The sequence below is a fragment of the Mycolicibacterium hodleri genome (assembly GCF_025822245.1).
GTDB classification, from domain to species: domain Bacteria; phylum Actinomycetota; class Actinomycetes; order Mycobacteriales; family Mycobacteriaceae; genus Mycobacterium; species Mycobacterium hodleri.
The window spans coordinates 26,743-41,260 of record NZ_JACKTL010000004.1; the positions used below are offsets into that span (position 1 = coordinate 26,743).

Consider the following 14,518-nt stretch of genomic DNA (forward strand, 5'->3'; position numbering starts at 1 on the left):
AGTTGAGCGATTTGTGGAGTTCGAGGAGCGCTGACCGCTCTTGAAACTCCACAAATCGCTGGGGGGGGACTAACGGGGGTCGAGCGGGTTGCGGCGTCCGACGACCAGCGGGTCGGCGGGGGTGAAGGGGAACGTCGGGAGGTCGTCGATATGGGTGTCGAACGCGGCGGCGAGCACCTCACGCGAGTAGGCACTGGCCGATGCACGGTAACCGATGTCGGCGGGGAACGGCTGGTCGAAGAAGATCAAGAAGTGCCAGTCGTCGTGGCCGATGTTCTCGATGTGGTGCGGGTAGGCCCGCGGGATGAAGTACATGTCGCCGGTGGTCATGTTCCACGTGTCGAGTGTGCCATCGGGATTCATGATCGTCATGCGGGCGTCGCCGTACTGGACGTATCCCATCTCGGCGGTGACGGGATGCCAGTGCGGCTCCCGCATGCCGTCCTCGGTGACGCGCAGCGAGTACATCGAGATGTCCTTCAGCGCCGGCCAGTACTGGTCGCGGGCGAAGCGGGCGCTGCCGCTGACGTAATTGAGGCTGGGCGGCTGGGCCTCGACGTCGAACTTGTGGGGATCGTTGAAGTGGGCAGCGGTGGGCACGACCGGAGCACCGGTGCGGGCGGCCAGCTTTCGGTCGACGGTGCTGCGGCGGATCTTCGCGAAGTCCGAGGACGGCAGGTCGTAGGTGTTGCCCAGCACGGCGTCGGAGAAGGCGCCGAGGGTGGCACCGAAGCCGAAGTCCTCCGGACGCTCGTGGCGGAAGGCGATGATGAACTCGGCGACGTCGTCGCCGATGTTCTCGATGTGGTGCAGCGAGCCCGACGCGGTGTGGAACATCTGCCCCGCGGTGACGATGAAACTCGAGAACGTGCTGCCGTCGTCCAGGATCGACACCAGGGCGGTGCCCGACACGCAGTAGGTGAGCTCGTCGGCGTTGGCGTGCCAGTGCGGCGTGCGCATCGCCCCTGGGTTCAGCAGTACCCGCTTGATCGACAGGTTCTTCAGGATGGGCAGATTGTCGGCGGTGACCCGCCGCATCGAGCCCAGATCGGACTCCTCGACGATCTCGCCGTCGAGCAGCGAGAGGGTGTGGTTGTTGCGGGTGATCGACGTGGTCATGACTGCGCCTCCTCGGTATGCGGGTCAGCCCGGTGGGGCCATGCCACTTACCTTGGTCCACCCGGGGTGACGGCGTCGACGGCGCTGGCCGCAATCTCGACTACCGGCTAGCCCCCAGCGGGATCGCGGGTCAGAACTGCAGGGCGCGGAATCGCCAGTCCAGCACCTGCCGGTCGGGCTCTCCGACGGCGTAGACGAGCGATCGCAAGGACAGCACCCCGCCGCGCCCACCGGGCAGCGGTCGAGCCGCCTCCACGTGGAGCTCGCTGTAGAGGGTGTCGCCCTCGCGCACCGGTCCCGTGTGATCACAGGAGTCCCACCCGAGGACGGTGACCAGGTTGGGCATCAGCCGCGTGGCCTGTGCCAGCGCCAGGCCGATGGTGTGCCCGCCGTAGACCAGCCGGTGCCCGTTGACCCGCCAATCATGATGCGTGGCAGCGATGTTGAGGCTCAACCGGGCGAGTTCGGGTGCGCTGCTCACCACGTCGCCGGTGCTCGTCAGCACCGTGCCCGCCATCCCGGCGTCGAAGTGGGGGCCGGGCACCCGCGCACGGAAGGCGTCGGCGTCCCACTCGGCCGTCGGGTCCGACGACGTCCCCGTGTCGACCCCGATCGCCGAGAGGTCGTCGGCGTGCCCGGTGTCCGGCGCCTCCGGGCTCAGCGGCAGCATCGCGCATCGGTAGAAGTCCAGCACAAGACGGTCGGCCTGGTCGATCGTCGTCATCCGCAGCGCGGCCAACCCCGTTCGGCCGCGGCCGGGCTTGGTCGAATTCTGCTTCAGCCCAACCACTTCGGTCCTGGTGTAGAGGGTGTCTCCGATGATCGGGTACCGGAAGTACGTCAGCCCGCGGTAGAACAGGTTCGCCTTCACCCTCTGCGTGGCGAGGGTGCTCTGGCCGATCGCCACGTCGCTGACCATGGCGGGGTGCGCCAGCGCGGCCGTGGCTCCGGTGACCGCGCGCGTCAGTGCGGCGTCCAACGGCATCCGCATCGGGTCGCCGAGGATCGACTGGTGCACGGCGGCTGTGCCGGGGGTCAGCGTCATCGACGGCGCCCGGTCGAAGACCTGCCCGACCGCCAAGTCGTCGAAGAACGGTGCGGACGATATTTGGCCGGACAAAGTCACAGCGTCACATGCTGGCAGTGCCGCCACTGACGTGTCAATATGGCCGTACAAATGGAACTCAACGATGAAGAACTCCTGTTGATTGCCACGGTGCGTGAATTCGTCGACCGTGCCGTCAAGCCGACCGTCCGCGACGTCGAGCACGCCAACACCTACCCCGAGGCGTGGATCGACCAGATGAAGCGCATCGGCATCTTCGGGCTGGCCGTGCCCGAGGCGTACGGCGGCACCCCGGTCTCGACGCGGTGCTACGTCCTGGTCACCCAGGAACTGGCGCGGGGCTGGATGAGCCTGGCCGGCGCGATGGGCGGCCACACCGTGGTCGCCAAGCTGCTGGACCTGTTCGGCACCGACGAACAGAAGCAGCGGTACCTGCCCGCCATGGCGACCGGCGAGCTCCGCGCCACGATGGCGCTCACCGAACCGGGCGGCGGTTCCGATCTGCAGGCGATGACCACCGTCGCCCGCGCGGACGGCGACGAGCTGGTGGTCAACGGCGCCAAGACCTGGATCACCAACGCACGGCGCTCGGGACTGATCGCGCTGCTGTGCAAGACCGACCCACACGCCACCCCGAAGCACCGCGGCATGTCCATCGTGCTGGCCGAACCCGCTGCGGGACTGGAGGTGTCACGGGATCTGCCCAAGCTCGGCTACAAGGGCGTGGAGTCGTGCGAACTGTCGTTCGTCGACTACCGCGTGCCGTCGACTGCCGTCCTCGGCGGCACGCCGGGCAAGGGTTTCGGGCAGATGATGAAGGGTCTCGAGACGGGCCGCATCCAGGTCGCCTCCCGAGCGCTCGGGGTCGCGACCGCCGCGTTCGAGGACGCCCTGGCCTACGCCCAGGAGCGCGAGAGCTTCGGCGAGCCGATCTGGAAGCACCAGGCCATCGGCAACTACCTGGCCGACATGGCCACCAAGCTCACCGCCGCCCGGCAACTGACCCTGCACGCCGCCGACCGCTACGACAGCGGTGCCCGGGCCGACATGGAGGCGGGAATGGCCAAGCTCTTCGCCTCGGAGGCCGCGATGGAGATCGCCCTGAATGCGGTCCGGATCCACGGCGGCTACGGCTACTCCACCGAATACGACGTCGAGCGCTACTTCCGCGACGCGCCGCTGATGATCGTCGGCGAGGGCACCAACGAGATCCAGCGCAACGTCATCGCCGCCCAGCTGGTGGCCCGCGGCGGGCTCTGATCGTGCGCGCCCCGCCCGCGTATCAGGCCCTGCGCCAAGCACTTCGAGACGACATCGCCTCGGGATCCTATCCCGACGGGGTCCGCTTGCCCACCGAATCCGAGCTCGTCGCCCGGCACGGCCTGTCCAGGCAGACCGTGCGGCGCGCGTTCCAGGACCTCGTCGCCGAAGGCCTGGTGTACCGGGTCCCGGGACGCGGCACCTACGCCCGCGAGGACGGGCACCGCTATCTGCGGCAGCTGGGCTCCATCGAGGACCTGATGAGCCTGTCCGACGACACCACCATGGAGGTGCTCACCGGGCTGCGGCGCCGAGTCGACGTCGAGGCGGCCAGCCGGCTGCGACTCGACGACGACGTCGTCCACACCGTGGTGCTTCGTCGCCTGCACGGCACCAACCCCGGCGTGCCGTTCGTGCTGACGCGCGTGCACCTGCCGGAGTTCGTGGCCAGGCCGGTCCTGCAGGCGCGGGAGTTGACCGACGGCGCCGTCAGCACCAGCACCGTGATCGGACTGACGGAGCCACACCTCGCCGCGCCGATAACCGAAGCGGCACAGTCGATCACGGTCTCGGTCGCCGACGACGAGGTCGCCACGGCGACCGGCTGCGCACCTGGCCATCCGATGCTGCGCGTCGACAGGCTGTACTCAGACGCCTCGGGGACGCCGGTGGAGCTGGCGGTCAGCCACTTCCTGCCCGAGCAGTACACCTACCGGGTGACGCTGCGCCGCTCCAGCTGACCCTCACCTAGCGGGAGTACTGCTCGATCAGCCCCTGCTTGTACAGCTTGCCGGTGTCGGTGCGGGGCAACTGCGCCTCGAACGAGATCGACCGCGGACACTTGTAGTGGGACAACCGATCTCGCAACCAAGCGAGCAACTCCTCGGCGAAGGCGTCGGTCGCGTCGGCCTGGTCGACGGTCTGCACCACGCCCTTGACCCGCTGCCCCATCTCCTCGTCGGGAATGCCGAACACCGCGGCGTCCATCACCTTTGGATGGGTCACCAGCACGTTCTCCGCCTCCTGCGGATAGATGTTCACTCCGCCCGAGATGATCATGTGGTGGCGCCGGTCGGTCAGGTACAGGTAGCCGTCCTCGTCGAGATAGCCGATGTCCCCCACCGTCTTCCAGCCATGGGAGTCGCGCGAGGACGCCGTCTTGTCGGGGTCGTTGAGGTACTCGAAGTCGGCGCCGCCCTCGAAGTAGATCTCGCCCGCCTCACCCGGGGGCAACTCGTTGCCGTCCTCGTCGAGGATGTGCAGCGGAGTCATCATCGACCTGCCGACCGACCCGGGGTGGGTCAGCCACTCCTCGGCGCTGATGAGCGTCGACCCGATGGCCTCCGAGGACGCGTAGTACTCGTCGACGATCGGGCCCCACCAGTCGATCATCTGCTTCTTGATCTCCACCGGACACGGCGCGGCGGCGTGCATGACGCGTTCCAGGCTGGAGACGTCGTAGGAGGTGCGCACGGCCTCGGGCATCTTGAGCATGCGGGTGAACATCACCGGCACGAACTGGCCGTGCGTCACCCGGTACTTCTGGATCGCCTCCAGGGTTCCATCGGGGCTGAACTTATCCAGGATGACGGTCGTGATGCCGCCGGCCTGCGTCTGCATCGACCAGACCGACGGGGCGGTGTGGTACAGCGGCGCCGGGCTGAGGTAGACCGCCTCGGGGTGCATCCAGAAACCGATGAGCGCCGCCATCAAGCCGGGTACCTCGGCCGGCGTTTGATGCGTCAGCGCCCGCTTGATGCCCTTCGGCCGGCCGGTCGTGCCCGAGGAGTACTGCAGCAGATCGCCCTCGATCTCGTCGTCGATGGGCGTAACCGGCTGATCGGCAACACATTCCGGGTAGCTCTGCCAACCCTCGAGATCGCCGTCCACGATGAGGCGAACCGCGGGCAGACCGTTGGGCAGCTCGGCCTCGAGCCCGGCCAGCAGCTCGCGCAGACCGCCCGACCCGACGATGGCCTTGGCGCTGGAGTTGTCGACGATGTAGGCGACCTCGGCAGCCGTGAGGTGGGTGTTGATCGGCACGTAGTACAGCCCGGCGCGACGCGCGGCCCACATCACCGCATGGAAGTGTTCGCTGTTCTCCATCAACATCGCGACGGCGTCGCCCTCGACCAAACCGGCCGACCGGAACAGGTGGGCAAGCTGGTTGGCCCTGGCCTCGAGCTGGCCGAACGTCACCACCGTCCCGGACGGATGCATGATGATGGCCGGCTTGTCGGGGGTCGCTACGGCAGTGTCGCGGATCTGCATGACGTGACTCTACGACGGCGTTACTTGACGGGTGTCAACTAGGGTCGCCTACCCACGCCACCAAACGCATAAGGCCCTGAATCCAATGGATTCAGGGCCCGTTGCGACTGCTCACGCAGAGGCAGTTAGTCGGCCTCGGCCAACCGGGTCTTCAGCGCGTCGAACTCGTCCTTGATGCCGGTGGGCAGCTTCTCACCGACGAATTCGAACCACTCCTCGATCAGCGGCAGTTCCTTGCGCCACTCGTCCGCGTTCACCGCCAGCGCCTCGTCCACGTCGGCCGGGTTGACGTCGAGACCGTCGAGGTCCATGTCCGCTGCCGTCGGCACGATGCCGATGGGCGTGCTCTTGCCGTCGGCCGTGTGCTCGATGCGTTCGATGGCCCACTTCAGCACGCGGCTGTTCTCGCCGAACCCGGGCCACAGGAAGCGGCCGTCCGCACCGCGGCGGAACCAGTTGACGAAGAACACCTTTGGCATCTGCGACTCGTCGGCGTTCTTGCCGATGTCGATCCAGTGCTGGAAGTAGTCGCCGACGTTGTAGCCCAAGAAGGGCAGCATGGCCATCGGGTCGCGGCGCACGGTGCCGACCTTGCCCTCGGCGGCGGCGGTCTGCTCGGAGCCCAGGGTGGCCCCGATGAACACGCCGTGCTGCCAGTCGCGAGCCTCGGTGATCAGCGGGACGGTGGTCTTGCGGCGGCCGCCGAACAGGATCGCCGAGATCGGCACACCCTGCGGGTCGTCCCACTCCGGGGCCAGCGTCGGGCACTGCGAGATCGGGGTGCAGTAGCGCGAGTTCGGGTGCGCCGCCTTGCTTTCCGTCTCCCGCAGGATCCAGTCGTGGCCCTTCCAGTCGATCAGGTGGTCGGGCTCGCCCTCGAGACCCTCCCACCAGACGTCGCCGTCGTCGGTCTTGGCGACGTTGGTGAAGACGGTGTTACCCGCGGCGATGGTCTTCATCGCGTTGGGATTGGAGCTCCAGTTGGTGCCCGGCGCGACGCCGAAGAAGCCGAACTCGGGGTTGACGGCGTAGAGCCGGCCGTCCTTGCCGAAGCGCATCCACGCGATGTCGTCGCCGACGGTCTCCGCGCGCCAGCCGGGGATCGTGGGCTGCAGCATCGCGAGGTTGGTCTTGCCGCACGCCGACGGGAACGCCGCAGCGATGAAGTAGGCCTTGTTCTCCGGGCTGATCAGCTTGAGGATCAGCATGTGTTCGGCGAGCCAGCCCTCGTCGTGGGCCATCGCCGACGCGATGCGCAGCGAGTAGCACTTCTTGCCCAGCAGCGCATTGCCGCCGTAACCGGAGCCGTAGCTCCAGATCTCGCGGGACTCGGGGAAGTGGGTGATGTACTTGGTGTCGTTGCACGGCCACGGCACGTCCGCCTGGCCCGGCTCCAGCGGAGCGCCGATCGAGTGCAGCGCCTTGACGAAGAAGCCGTCGTCACCGATCTTGTCCAGAGCGGCCTTGCCCATCCGGGTCATGGTGCGCATGGAGACGACGACGTACTCCGAGTCGGTGATCTCGACGCCGAGCTTCGGATCCTCGGCGCCCAGCGGACCCATGCAGAACGGCACCACCCACAGCGTGCGCCCGCGCATCGAGCCGCGGTAGAGGCCGGTCATCAGCTCCCGCATCTCGGCGGGGTCCATCCAGTTGTTGGTAGGCCCCGCGTCGATCTCGCGCTCCGAGCAGATGTAGGTCCGCGATTCGACTCGCGCCACGTCCGACGGGTCGGACAGCGCGAGGAAGGAGTTCGGCTGCTTCTTGTCGTTGAGCTTCTGGAAGGTGCCCACATCGACGAGGTGCGCGGTCAGCCGCTCGTACTCCTCGTCGGAGCCGTCGGCGAACATCACGCGGTCTGGTTCGGTGAGCTCGGCGACCTCGCGAACCCAGGCGAGCAGCCCCTCGTGTTTCGTCGGTGCGCTGTCCAGACCCGGAATGGTCGCTGAGGTCATCTAAATCTCCTGCTCGGCGGTCTCGGTGAATGCCTGGCTCGAGGTTAACGTGGGTGACATACCCGCGGTTAATCCGTCGTATGTCCGTTGTCTCACAGGAACGATTCAGAAGAGCGTTTCCGGCGAGATTGGCGGAAAAAACCTTGAATCAACACCATTCATACTGGTCAGTAACATCATGGCGCGTCAATTGGCGGCTCGGCAAGACCTCGGGTGGGGGCGCCGCGCGGGCCGCCGTGGCCCACTGCGACTCGGCGGCCAGCAATCGTTCGGCGACCATGGCCTCCCCGTGCCACCGAAGGGTCGCGGCGACCTCCCCCACCCACCGGTCGAGCAACGCGCGATCGTGGAGCAACCCCCGCGCTCGCACCACCCACGCCACCAGGGCCAGCCCCGCCGCGGCACCGGCCGCCCACCCCGCCGTCGACGATCCCGGCACCAGCCCCGTCAGCAGCCGGCTGGCCGCCACCGCGATGCCCAACCCGAATCCCACACCCAGTACCGCCACCAGTCGGCCCTCCAGCCGGCGCGACGACGTCGCCGCCCGGCTGACGTCGGGCGGCTCGTGGAACGCGGGGTGGGACGTCGAGCCGAGCCCCAGGTCGACTGCGGCGGCGTCGACCGCCCGGTCGACCTCGTCGGCCAACCGGACGTGGAATCGCAGCGACTCGGCCAGGACCACCGCCTCGAAGGCGGCCGATCCGCCCACCCCGACCTCGGCGGCCGCCTCCCTCAGCTCGGCCCGCAATGCCGAGCTGCGATCCCTGACGACGCGCAGCAACTGCAGCCGGGTGCGCGCGAGCACGCGCCGGGCCTCGGCCGGATCCGGCCCCCGTCGGACGGGTATTCGCCTGGTACGCAACGGACTACGTTCGAGCTCACGGCGCAGCAGCTCGACCAGGTCGTCGACGCGGGCCTCCCCGAGACCCGGTGCGGCGGCCACGCCCACCCACGGCGTCGACCGGTATTGCGCGTCCCAGGACGCAACGAGCGCCCGGTCGGCGGCCAGGACGTCGCGCCACCCGCGGTGCGCGTCGACCTTCGACACCACCCCGATCACCAGATCGGTACGCGCCGCCGCCCGTTCGACGGGCGCCCAGTCCGACCGCGCCACCGGTGCCGCCGCCGAGACGACCGCGAGCACCGCGTCGGGCGCCCGCCCCGGCGGGTCGGTCTCGACCACGACCACCCCGGGCAGCCGATCGCGGAGGGCGGCCGCGACGCCGCCCACCCCGCTCAACGGCGGCCCGACCACCTGGACGACGCGGTCTCCCGACGTCACGCCCGCTGCCCGTCCCGCAGCCGCAGCGAGCCCCTGACGATGTCGGCGCTGCACTGCCGATGCAGGGCGTCGACGGGTCCGCGGCCGTAATTGCGCCACCTCCTCGCCCGGTCGAGATGGGCCGTTGCGGTGTCACCGCAGTCCACCGACAGCCCCGCCGCGGTGACCACGTCGACGGCCGCGGTCATCGCGGCCATCGCCGTGACGTCGGCGGCCAGCAGCTCGGACAGGGCGACGTCGTCCAATTGACCTGCCAGACAGTGCAATTCGGCGATCGCGGCACGCACCCGGCGGTACCGGACCGGTGCCGCGACCGCGTCGAGGGCGCCCATTAGCTCGTCGGCGTTGCCGACCCTCGCCAGGTGGGCCGGCAACCGGTCGGGATCGCACCCGTCCTTCAGCGCCAGGACCGCGTGGGCGATGCCGAACCGGTCGAGACGCGCCAGCAGCCGGGTCCGCACCTCGCGTTCGACGGGATGCGGGTCGTCGACGAAGGCGTCGACGCTGCTGAGGTTCGGAGGTTCGGTGACGAAGTGGCGCATCGCCGCGACGAGGTCGTCCCCCAGGTCGCCCGGGGACTGGAGCGCGGCGAGCAGCCCGACGACGGCCACGGCGGGGATGCCGGTGGTCCGGTGCACGGCTGCGGCGCGCCGTCGCGCCGTCGCGACCGGACCCACCGGGCCGGCCCCGGCCAGGTCGGCCTTGGTGAGAACGACCAGGACCGGCCGACGGGCCGCCCGGGCCGCCGCCAGGTCCTCTGGCTTCACCGCTTCCGCCACCACCAGGACGCAGACGTCGCCGCCGTCGGTGACGGTGATCCCGCGACGTCGCAGTGCGGTGGCCACCCGACCCCGGCCGACGCCGTCGCGGCCCGTCACCTCGACGCTCAGCGGTCGCCCGAGGCGGTCGACGACGCCGCTGAGGGCCGAGCCGCCTGTGGTCTCCGCCACCGTCGCCAATTCTCCGATGAATGCCCTCGTCACGGTTGCCTCCCCGGATTTCATCGTGGCACCACCGCATACCCCCGCCGAGCGGCAAATTCGCGCGGTGTCGCGTTAGCGGCTCAAGGCAACTGTTGGGTATCAAATTGCACCACGATGCGGGCACACCGGCCCAGATGAGCGACCATGGACGGATGCACGTGCAGCGCGATGGAGCCGAGCCGTCGGTCTCCGACGACGACTCTGGCGCTGCGCACGCCCCTCGACGCGTCAGCAGCTTCCGATCCCGGCGGTCGGCGTTGTCCGGATTGCAGCGGGAGACGTGGGATCGGCGCTGGCCAGAGCTCGGAATGTTGGTCCGGGACGCCGACGGCAACCTCGCCGACCCGGTCGACGCGCGCGCCTGGTTCGGGCGGTCCGCGCCGCTCGTCCTGGAGATCGGCTGCGGTACCGGGGTCTCCACCCTGGCGATGGCGGCGACCGAACCGGACCTCGACGTCATCGCCGTCGAGGTCTACAAGCGCGGCCTGGCCCAGCTGCTCAACGGCCTCGACCGCGAGGGGCTCGACAACGTGCGCCTCATCCGCGGCGACGGCGTCGACGTGCTCGAGCATCTCCTCGGACCGGGCTCGCTCACCGGCGTCCGGGTGTTCTTCCCCGACCCGTGGCCGAAGGTGCGCCACCACAAGCGCAGGCTGTTGCAGCCGGAGACCGTCGCGCTGATCGCCGACCGGCTGCGGCCCGGCGGGATCCTGCACGCCGCCACCGACCACGCGGGATACGCCGTGCAGATCGGCGAGGTCGGCGACGCCGAGCCCTCGCTGCGCAGGCTCGACGACTCGGTCATCGAGGACGCCGGTGCCGACCTGCCGATCTCGGTGCGCCGACCGGTCACCAAGTACGAGGACAAGGCGCAACGTGCGGGCAGCGCCGTGTCGGAGTTCCTCTGGGAGAAGCGCGCATGAGCCTCACCGAGGACGTCGGGATGATCGACGAGGACGCGCCCGACGAGGCCCACGACGACGAACTCGAAGACGAGCTCGAGGATGAGCTCGACACCATGACGGTGGCGCCCGATCCCCGCACCCCGCAGCGGGTACTGCTGGTGTGGGACGCGCCCAACCTGGACATGGGACTCGGTTCCATCCTCGGCGGTCGCCCGACGGCCGCCCACCGGCCGCGGTTCGACGCCCTGGGGCGCTGGCTGCTGGCGCGCACCGCAGACCTCTCCCGAGAGCGCGCCTCCGACCAGCCGCAGGTCACGTTCGAGCCCGAGGCCACGGTCTTCACCAACATCGCGCCCGGCAGCGCCGACGTCGTCCGGCCCTGGGTGGAGGCGCTGCGAAACGTCGGTTTCGCCGTGTTCGCCAAGCCGAAGATCGACGACGACAGCGACGTGGACAGCGACATGCTCGACCACATCGCGCTGCGCCGTCGCGAGGGCCTGGCCAGCGTGTTCGTCGCCTCGGCGGACGGTCAGGCGTTCCGCCTTCCGCTCGAGGACATCGCCAGGGACGGCATCCCCGTCAGCGTTCTCGGATTTCGCGAACATGCGAGTTGGGCGCTAGCGTCGGATACCTTGGAGTTCGTCGACCTCGAGGACATCTCAGGTGTCTTCCGGGAGCCTCTACCGCGAATCGGCCTTGATTCGCTGCCCCAGCAGGGGGCGTGGTTGCAGCCGTTCCGGCCGCTGTCCTCGCTACTTACCTCACGCTCGTGAACGATTGAGATCGAGACGGCGGAGGTAAGAGAGAACTTGAAGAAGATCAGTTAGGAGCTCACGTGTTCGCCTGGTGGGGTCGGATGGTGTACCAATTCCGGTACTTGGTCATCGGAATCATGGTGGCGCTGTGCGTTGGTGGCGGCATCTACGGCGCGAGCCTGGGTCAGCACGTCACGCAGAGTGGGTTCTACGACGACACCAGTCAGTCGGTGGCCGCGTCGGAACTCGCCGACGACGTCTACGGCCGTGACCGGCTAAGCCACATCGTCGGCGTGCTGGACGCGCCGGCGGGCAAGAAGGTCAACGACCCGCAGTGGTCCAAGCAAGTCAAGGGCGAGCTCGACAAGGTCGTCGCCGACCACCCCGATCAGATCCTGTCCTGGCAGGGCTACCTGACGAACCCGACGGGTGATCCGACGACCAACAAGGCGCTGGCCAACGAGGGCACCCGCACGTTCATCGTCATGCCGCTCAAGGGCAACGACGACGACACCATTCTCAAGAACTACAAGCTCATCCAGCCCGACCTGCAGACCGTCGACGGGGGCAAGATCCAGCTGGCCGGCCTGCAGCCCATCGCCAGCGAGCTGACCGGCACCATCGGCGACGACCAGAAGCGCGCCGAGGTGGCCGCCATCCCGCTGGTCGCCGTCGTGCTGTTCTTCGTCTTCGGCACGGTGATCGCGGCGAGCCTGCCCGCCCTCATCGGTGGCCTGACCATCATGGGCGCGCTGGGCATCATGCGGCTGGCCGCCGAGTTCACCCCCGTGCACTTCTTCGCCCAACCCGTCGTCACGCTGATCGGTCTCGGCATCGCGATCGACTACGGCCTCTTCATCGTGAGCCGGTTCCGGGAGGAACTCGCCGAGGGCTACGACACCCCCGCGGCCGTGCGCCGCACGATGATGACCTCGGGCCGCACGGTCATGTTCTCGGCGGTGATCATCGTGGCCTCGTCGGTGCCGCTGCTGCTGTTCCCGCAGGGCTTCCTGAAGTCGATCACCTACGCCATCATCGCCTCGGTCATGCTCGCCGCGATCATGTCGAACACGGTGCTCATCGCCGCCTTGGCCGTCCTCGGCCACCGGGTGGACTCGATCGGCGTCGGATCGCTGACCAAGTTCGCGCTGCCGAACACCATCCACTCGGATCCGTCGAACCCGAAGAAGAACACGCTGGCCCTGGCCGCGATACCGACGGGCATCCTGCTTCCGCCGATCGGCATCGCCGTCGGCCACATCGCCCGCAACCAGATCAAGAAGACCGGTGAGCAGGGGGCGAAACTGGCCTACATCGGCCTGGTGTTCGCCTATCTCGGCCTCTACGGCGGGCTGGCCTACGGGTGCTACGCCCTGCGCGACGCCGGCGTCATCGAGGGCGCGCTGTTCTGGATCCTGCTGGGCATCGTCATCTTCTGCGCGACGGTCACCGCGATCCTCGTGCTGGCCCGGTTCGTGCCGCTGATCCGCAGGATCACGCTCTGGTGGCTGAACTTCCTTGCCGAGAAGACCCAGAAGACCAAGACCCGCGAAGAGGTCGAGAAGGGCTTCTGGGGCACGCTGGTCAACAAGGTGATGAAGCGGCCGGGCGCATTCGCCCTGCCCATCGTCATCGTGATGATCCTGCTGGTCATCCCGTTGGGTCAGCTCGCCCTCGGCGGCATCAGCGAGAAGTACCTGCCCCCGGACAACGCGGTGCGCCAGGCGCAGAACGCGTTCGACTCGAGTTTCCCCGGCTACCGCACCGAGAAGCTGACCCTGGTCGTCCAGGGTGCGACGCCCGAACAGCTGGCCCAGGTCAAGAACGAGGCCGCGCAGATCAGCGGCTTCACCGGTACCTGGGACGAGCGCCCGGTGGCTCCCGACGTCAAGGATCCGAAGATCCCGATCGGCACCGACGGCCAACCGCACCCCTGCCTGTCGAAGGACCTGCCCTGCGTCCTGCAGAACGGCCTCGAGGTGCGCAACGACGCCTCGAAGAAGATCGACGAGTTGCGCAACATCTCGGCGCCCAAGGGCGTGACCATCTGGGTCGGCGGCACCCCGGCGCTGGAGCAGGACAGCATCCACAGCCTCTTCGCGAAGCTGCCGCTGATGGTCGTCGTGTTGATCTTGACCACCACGGTGCTCATGTTCCTGGCGTTCGGTTCGCTGGTGCTGCCCATCAAGGCGGCGCTGATGAGCGCCCTGACCCTCGGCTCGACGATGGGCATCCTGACCTGGATGTTCGTCGACGGGCACGGGTCCGGCCTGATGAACTACACGCCGCAACCGCTGATGGCCCCGATGATCGGGTTGATCATCGCCGTCATCTGGGGTCTGTCGACCGACTACGAGGTGTTCCTGGTCTCCCGCATGGTGGAGGCCAGAGCCCGTGGATTGTCGACGGCCGAGGCGATCCGCGTCGGCACGGCGACCACGGGCCGGCTCATCACCGGCGCCGCGCTGATCCTCGCGGTGGTCGCGGGCGCCTTCGTGTTCTCCGACCTGGTGATGATGAAGTACCTGGCCTTCGGTCTGCTGTTGGCGCTGCTCCTCGACGCCACGATCATCCGAATGTTCCTGGTCCCGGCGATCATGAAGATGCTCGGCGACGACTGCTGGTGGGCGCCGCAGTGGATGAAGCGCATCCAGGAGCGGCTGGGCCTCGGCGAGGTCGAACTGCCCGACGAGCGCAAGCGGCCCACGGCCCGCGAGGCCGAGGTCGACTCCGAAGCCCTCGTCGGCGCCGGCGCACCCATGCGGGCACTCCCCCCGCACGACCCCACCCATCCGCAACCCGGACCACGGTCGGTCACCACCGGCAAGGTCGCGCCCCAGCGCGTCAGCCCTCCGTCGGCGGCGGGCACCACCCGCCTCCCGACGGCGCCCCCGGCCCCCGCGGCCAAGCCGCCCGCGCCTA

Annotated in this window: 11 protein-coding genes; 5 read left to right on the forward strand and 6 right to left on the reverse strand. The window is 68.5% G+C overall.

The window, feature by feature from the left end; all coding sequences use genetic code 11:
* Positions 1 to 69: 69 nt before the first annotated feature.
* Together H7J06_RS00315 and H7J06_RS00320 are read right to left on the reverse strand one after the other, a co-directional pair.
* Positions 70 to 1,119, reverse strand: a complete 1,050-nt coding sequence (locus tag H7J06_RS00315; protein WP_264035925.1) for a cupin domain-containing protein — start codon at positions 1,117 to 1,119, stop codon at positions 70 to 72.
* Positions 1,120 to 1,249: 130 nt separating this feature from the next.
* Positions 1,250 to 2,164 carry a hotdog family protein gene (locus tag H7J06_RS00320; protein WP_264035949.1) on the reverse strand — a complete coding sequence of 305 codons (915 nt, stop codon included), beginning with the start codon at positions 2,162 to 2,164 and terminating at the stop codon, positions 1,250 to 1,252.
* 132 nt (positions 2,165 to 2,296) lie between these two features.
* Here H7J06_RS00320 and H7J06_RS00325 point away from each other — a divergent pair, with 132 nt between their 5' ends.
* Positions 2,297 to 3,445 (forward strand): acyl-CoA dehydrogenase family protein, encoded by a 1,149-nt coding sequence (locus H7J06_RS00325; RefSeq protein WP_372515199.1) that lies wholly within the window; start codon positions 2,297 to 2,299, stop codon positions 3,443 to 3,445.
* 2 nt (positions 3,446 to 3,447) lie between these two features.
* On the forward strand, positions 3,448 to 4,185 hold the full coding sequence (locus H7J06_RS00330) for a GntR family transcriptional regulator (protein ID WP_264035929.1): 738 nt from the start codon (positions 3,448 to 3,450) through the stop codon (positions 4,183 to 4,185).
* A 7-nt stretch (positions 4,186 to 4,192) separates the two neighbouring features.
* On the opposite strand, the gene fadD4 is transcribed toward H7J06_RS00330, so the two are convergent.
* The 4 genes from fadD4 to H7J06_RS00350 form a co-directional block, all read right to left on the reverse strand.
* Positions 4,193 to 5,716, reverse strand: coding sequence for a fatty-acid--CoA ligase FadD4 (gene fadD4 / locus H7J06_RS00335; protein ID WP_264035931.1), 1,524 nt, complete (start codon positions 5,714 to 5,716; stop codon positions 4,193 to 4,195).
* 125 nt (positions 5,717 to 5,841) lie between these two features.
* Positions 5,842 to 7,671 carry a phosphoenolpyruvate carboxykinase (GTP) gene (locus tag H7J06_RS00340; protein WP_264035933.1) on the reverse strand — a complete coding sequence of 610 codons (1,830 nt, stop codon included), beginning with the start codon at positions 7,669 to 7,671 and terminating at the stop codon, positions 5,842 to 5,844.
* Positions 7,672 to 7,819: 148 nt separating this feature from the next.
* Positions 7,820 to 8,953, reverse strand: coding sequence for a hypothetical protein (locus H7J06_RS00345; protein ID WP_264035935.1), 1,134 nt, complete (start codon positions 8,951 to 8,953; stop codon positions 7,820 to 7,822).
* Positions 8,950 to 9,936 carry a hypothetical protein gene (locus H7J06_RS00350; protein WP_264035937.1) on the reverse strand — a complete coding sequence of 329 codons (987 nt, stop codon included), beginning with the start codon at positions 9,934 to 9,936 and terminating at the stop codon, positions 8,950 to 8,952. The genes H7J06_RS00345 and H7J06_RS00350 overlap by 4 nt, the downstream gene beginning before the upstream one ends.
* A gap of 134 nt (positions 9,937 to 10,070) precedes the next feature.
* Between H7J06_RS00350 and trmB the strand changes: the two genes are divergently transcribed.
* From trmB to H7J06_RS00365, 3 genes are all read left to right on the forward strand, one after another.
* On the forward strand, positions 10,071 to 10,859 hold the full coding sequence (trmB, locus tag H7J06_RS00355) for a tRNA (guanosine(46)-N7)-methyltransferase TrmB (protein WP_264035938.1): 789 nt from the start codon (positions 10,071 to 10,073) through the stop codon (positions 10,857 to 10,859).
* 95 nt (positions 10,860 to 10,954) lie between these two features.
* Complete coding sequence (locus H7J06_RS00360; RefSeq protein WP_264035950.1) at positions 10,955 to 11,614, forward strand: NYN domain-containing protein; 660 nt, start codon at positions 10,955 to 10,957, stop codon at positions 11,612 to 11,614.
* 62 nt (positions 11,615 to 11,676) lie between these two features.
* On the forward strand, positions 11,677 to 14,518 hold a 2,842-nt coding region (locus tag H7J06_RS00365), incomplete at its 3' end, for an MMPL family transporter (RefSeq protein WP_264035940.1).

Bases quoted from the DNA above. Each gene is read 5' to 3' on its own strand.
- H7J06_RS00315 (WP_264035925.1), bottom strand. From the start codon at position 1,119: ATGACCACGTCGATCACCCGCAACAACCACACCCTCTCGCTGCTCGAC.
- trmB (WP_264035938.1), top strand. From the start codon at position 10,071: ATGAGCGACCATGGACGGATGCACGTGCAGCGCGATGGAGCCGAGCCG.
- fadD4 (WP_264035931.1), bottom strand. From the start codon at position 5,716: ATGCAGATCCGCGACACTGCCGTAGCGACCCCCGACAAGCCGGCCATC.
- H7J06_RS00325 (WP_372515199.1), top strand. From the start codon at position 2,297: ATGGAACTCAACGATGAAGAACTCCTGTTGATTGCCACGGTGCGTGAA.
- H7J06_RS00340 (WP_264035933.1), bottom strand. From the start codon at position 7,671: ATGACCTCAGCGACCATTCCGGGTCTGGACAGCGCACCGACGAAACAC.
- H7J06_RS00360 (WP_264035950.1), top strand. From the start codon at position 10,955: ATGACGGTGGCGCCCGATCCCCGCACCCCGCAGCGGGTACTGCTGGTG.
- H7J06_RS00320 (WP_264035949.1), bottom strand. From the start codon at position 2,164: ATGACGCTGACCCCCGGCACAGCCGCCGTGCACCAGTCGATCCTCGGC.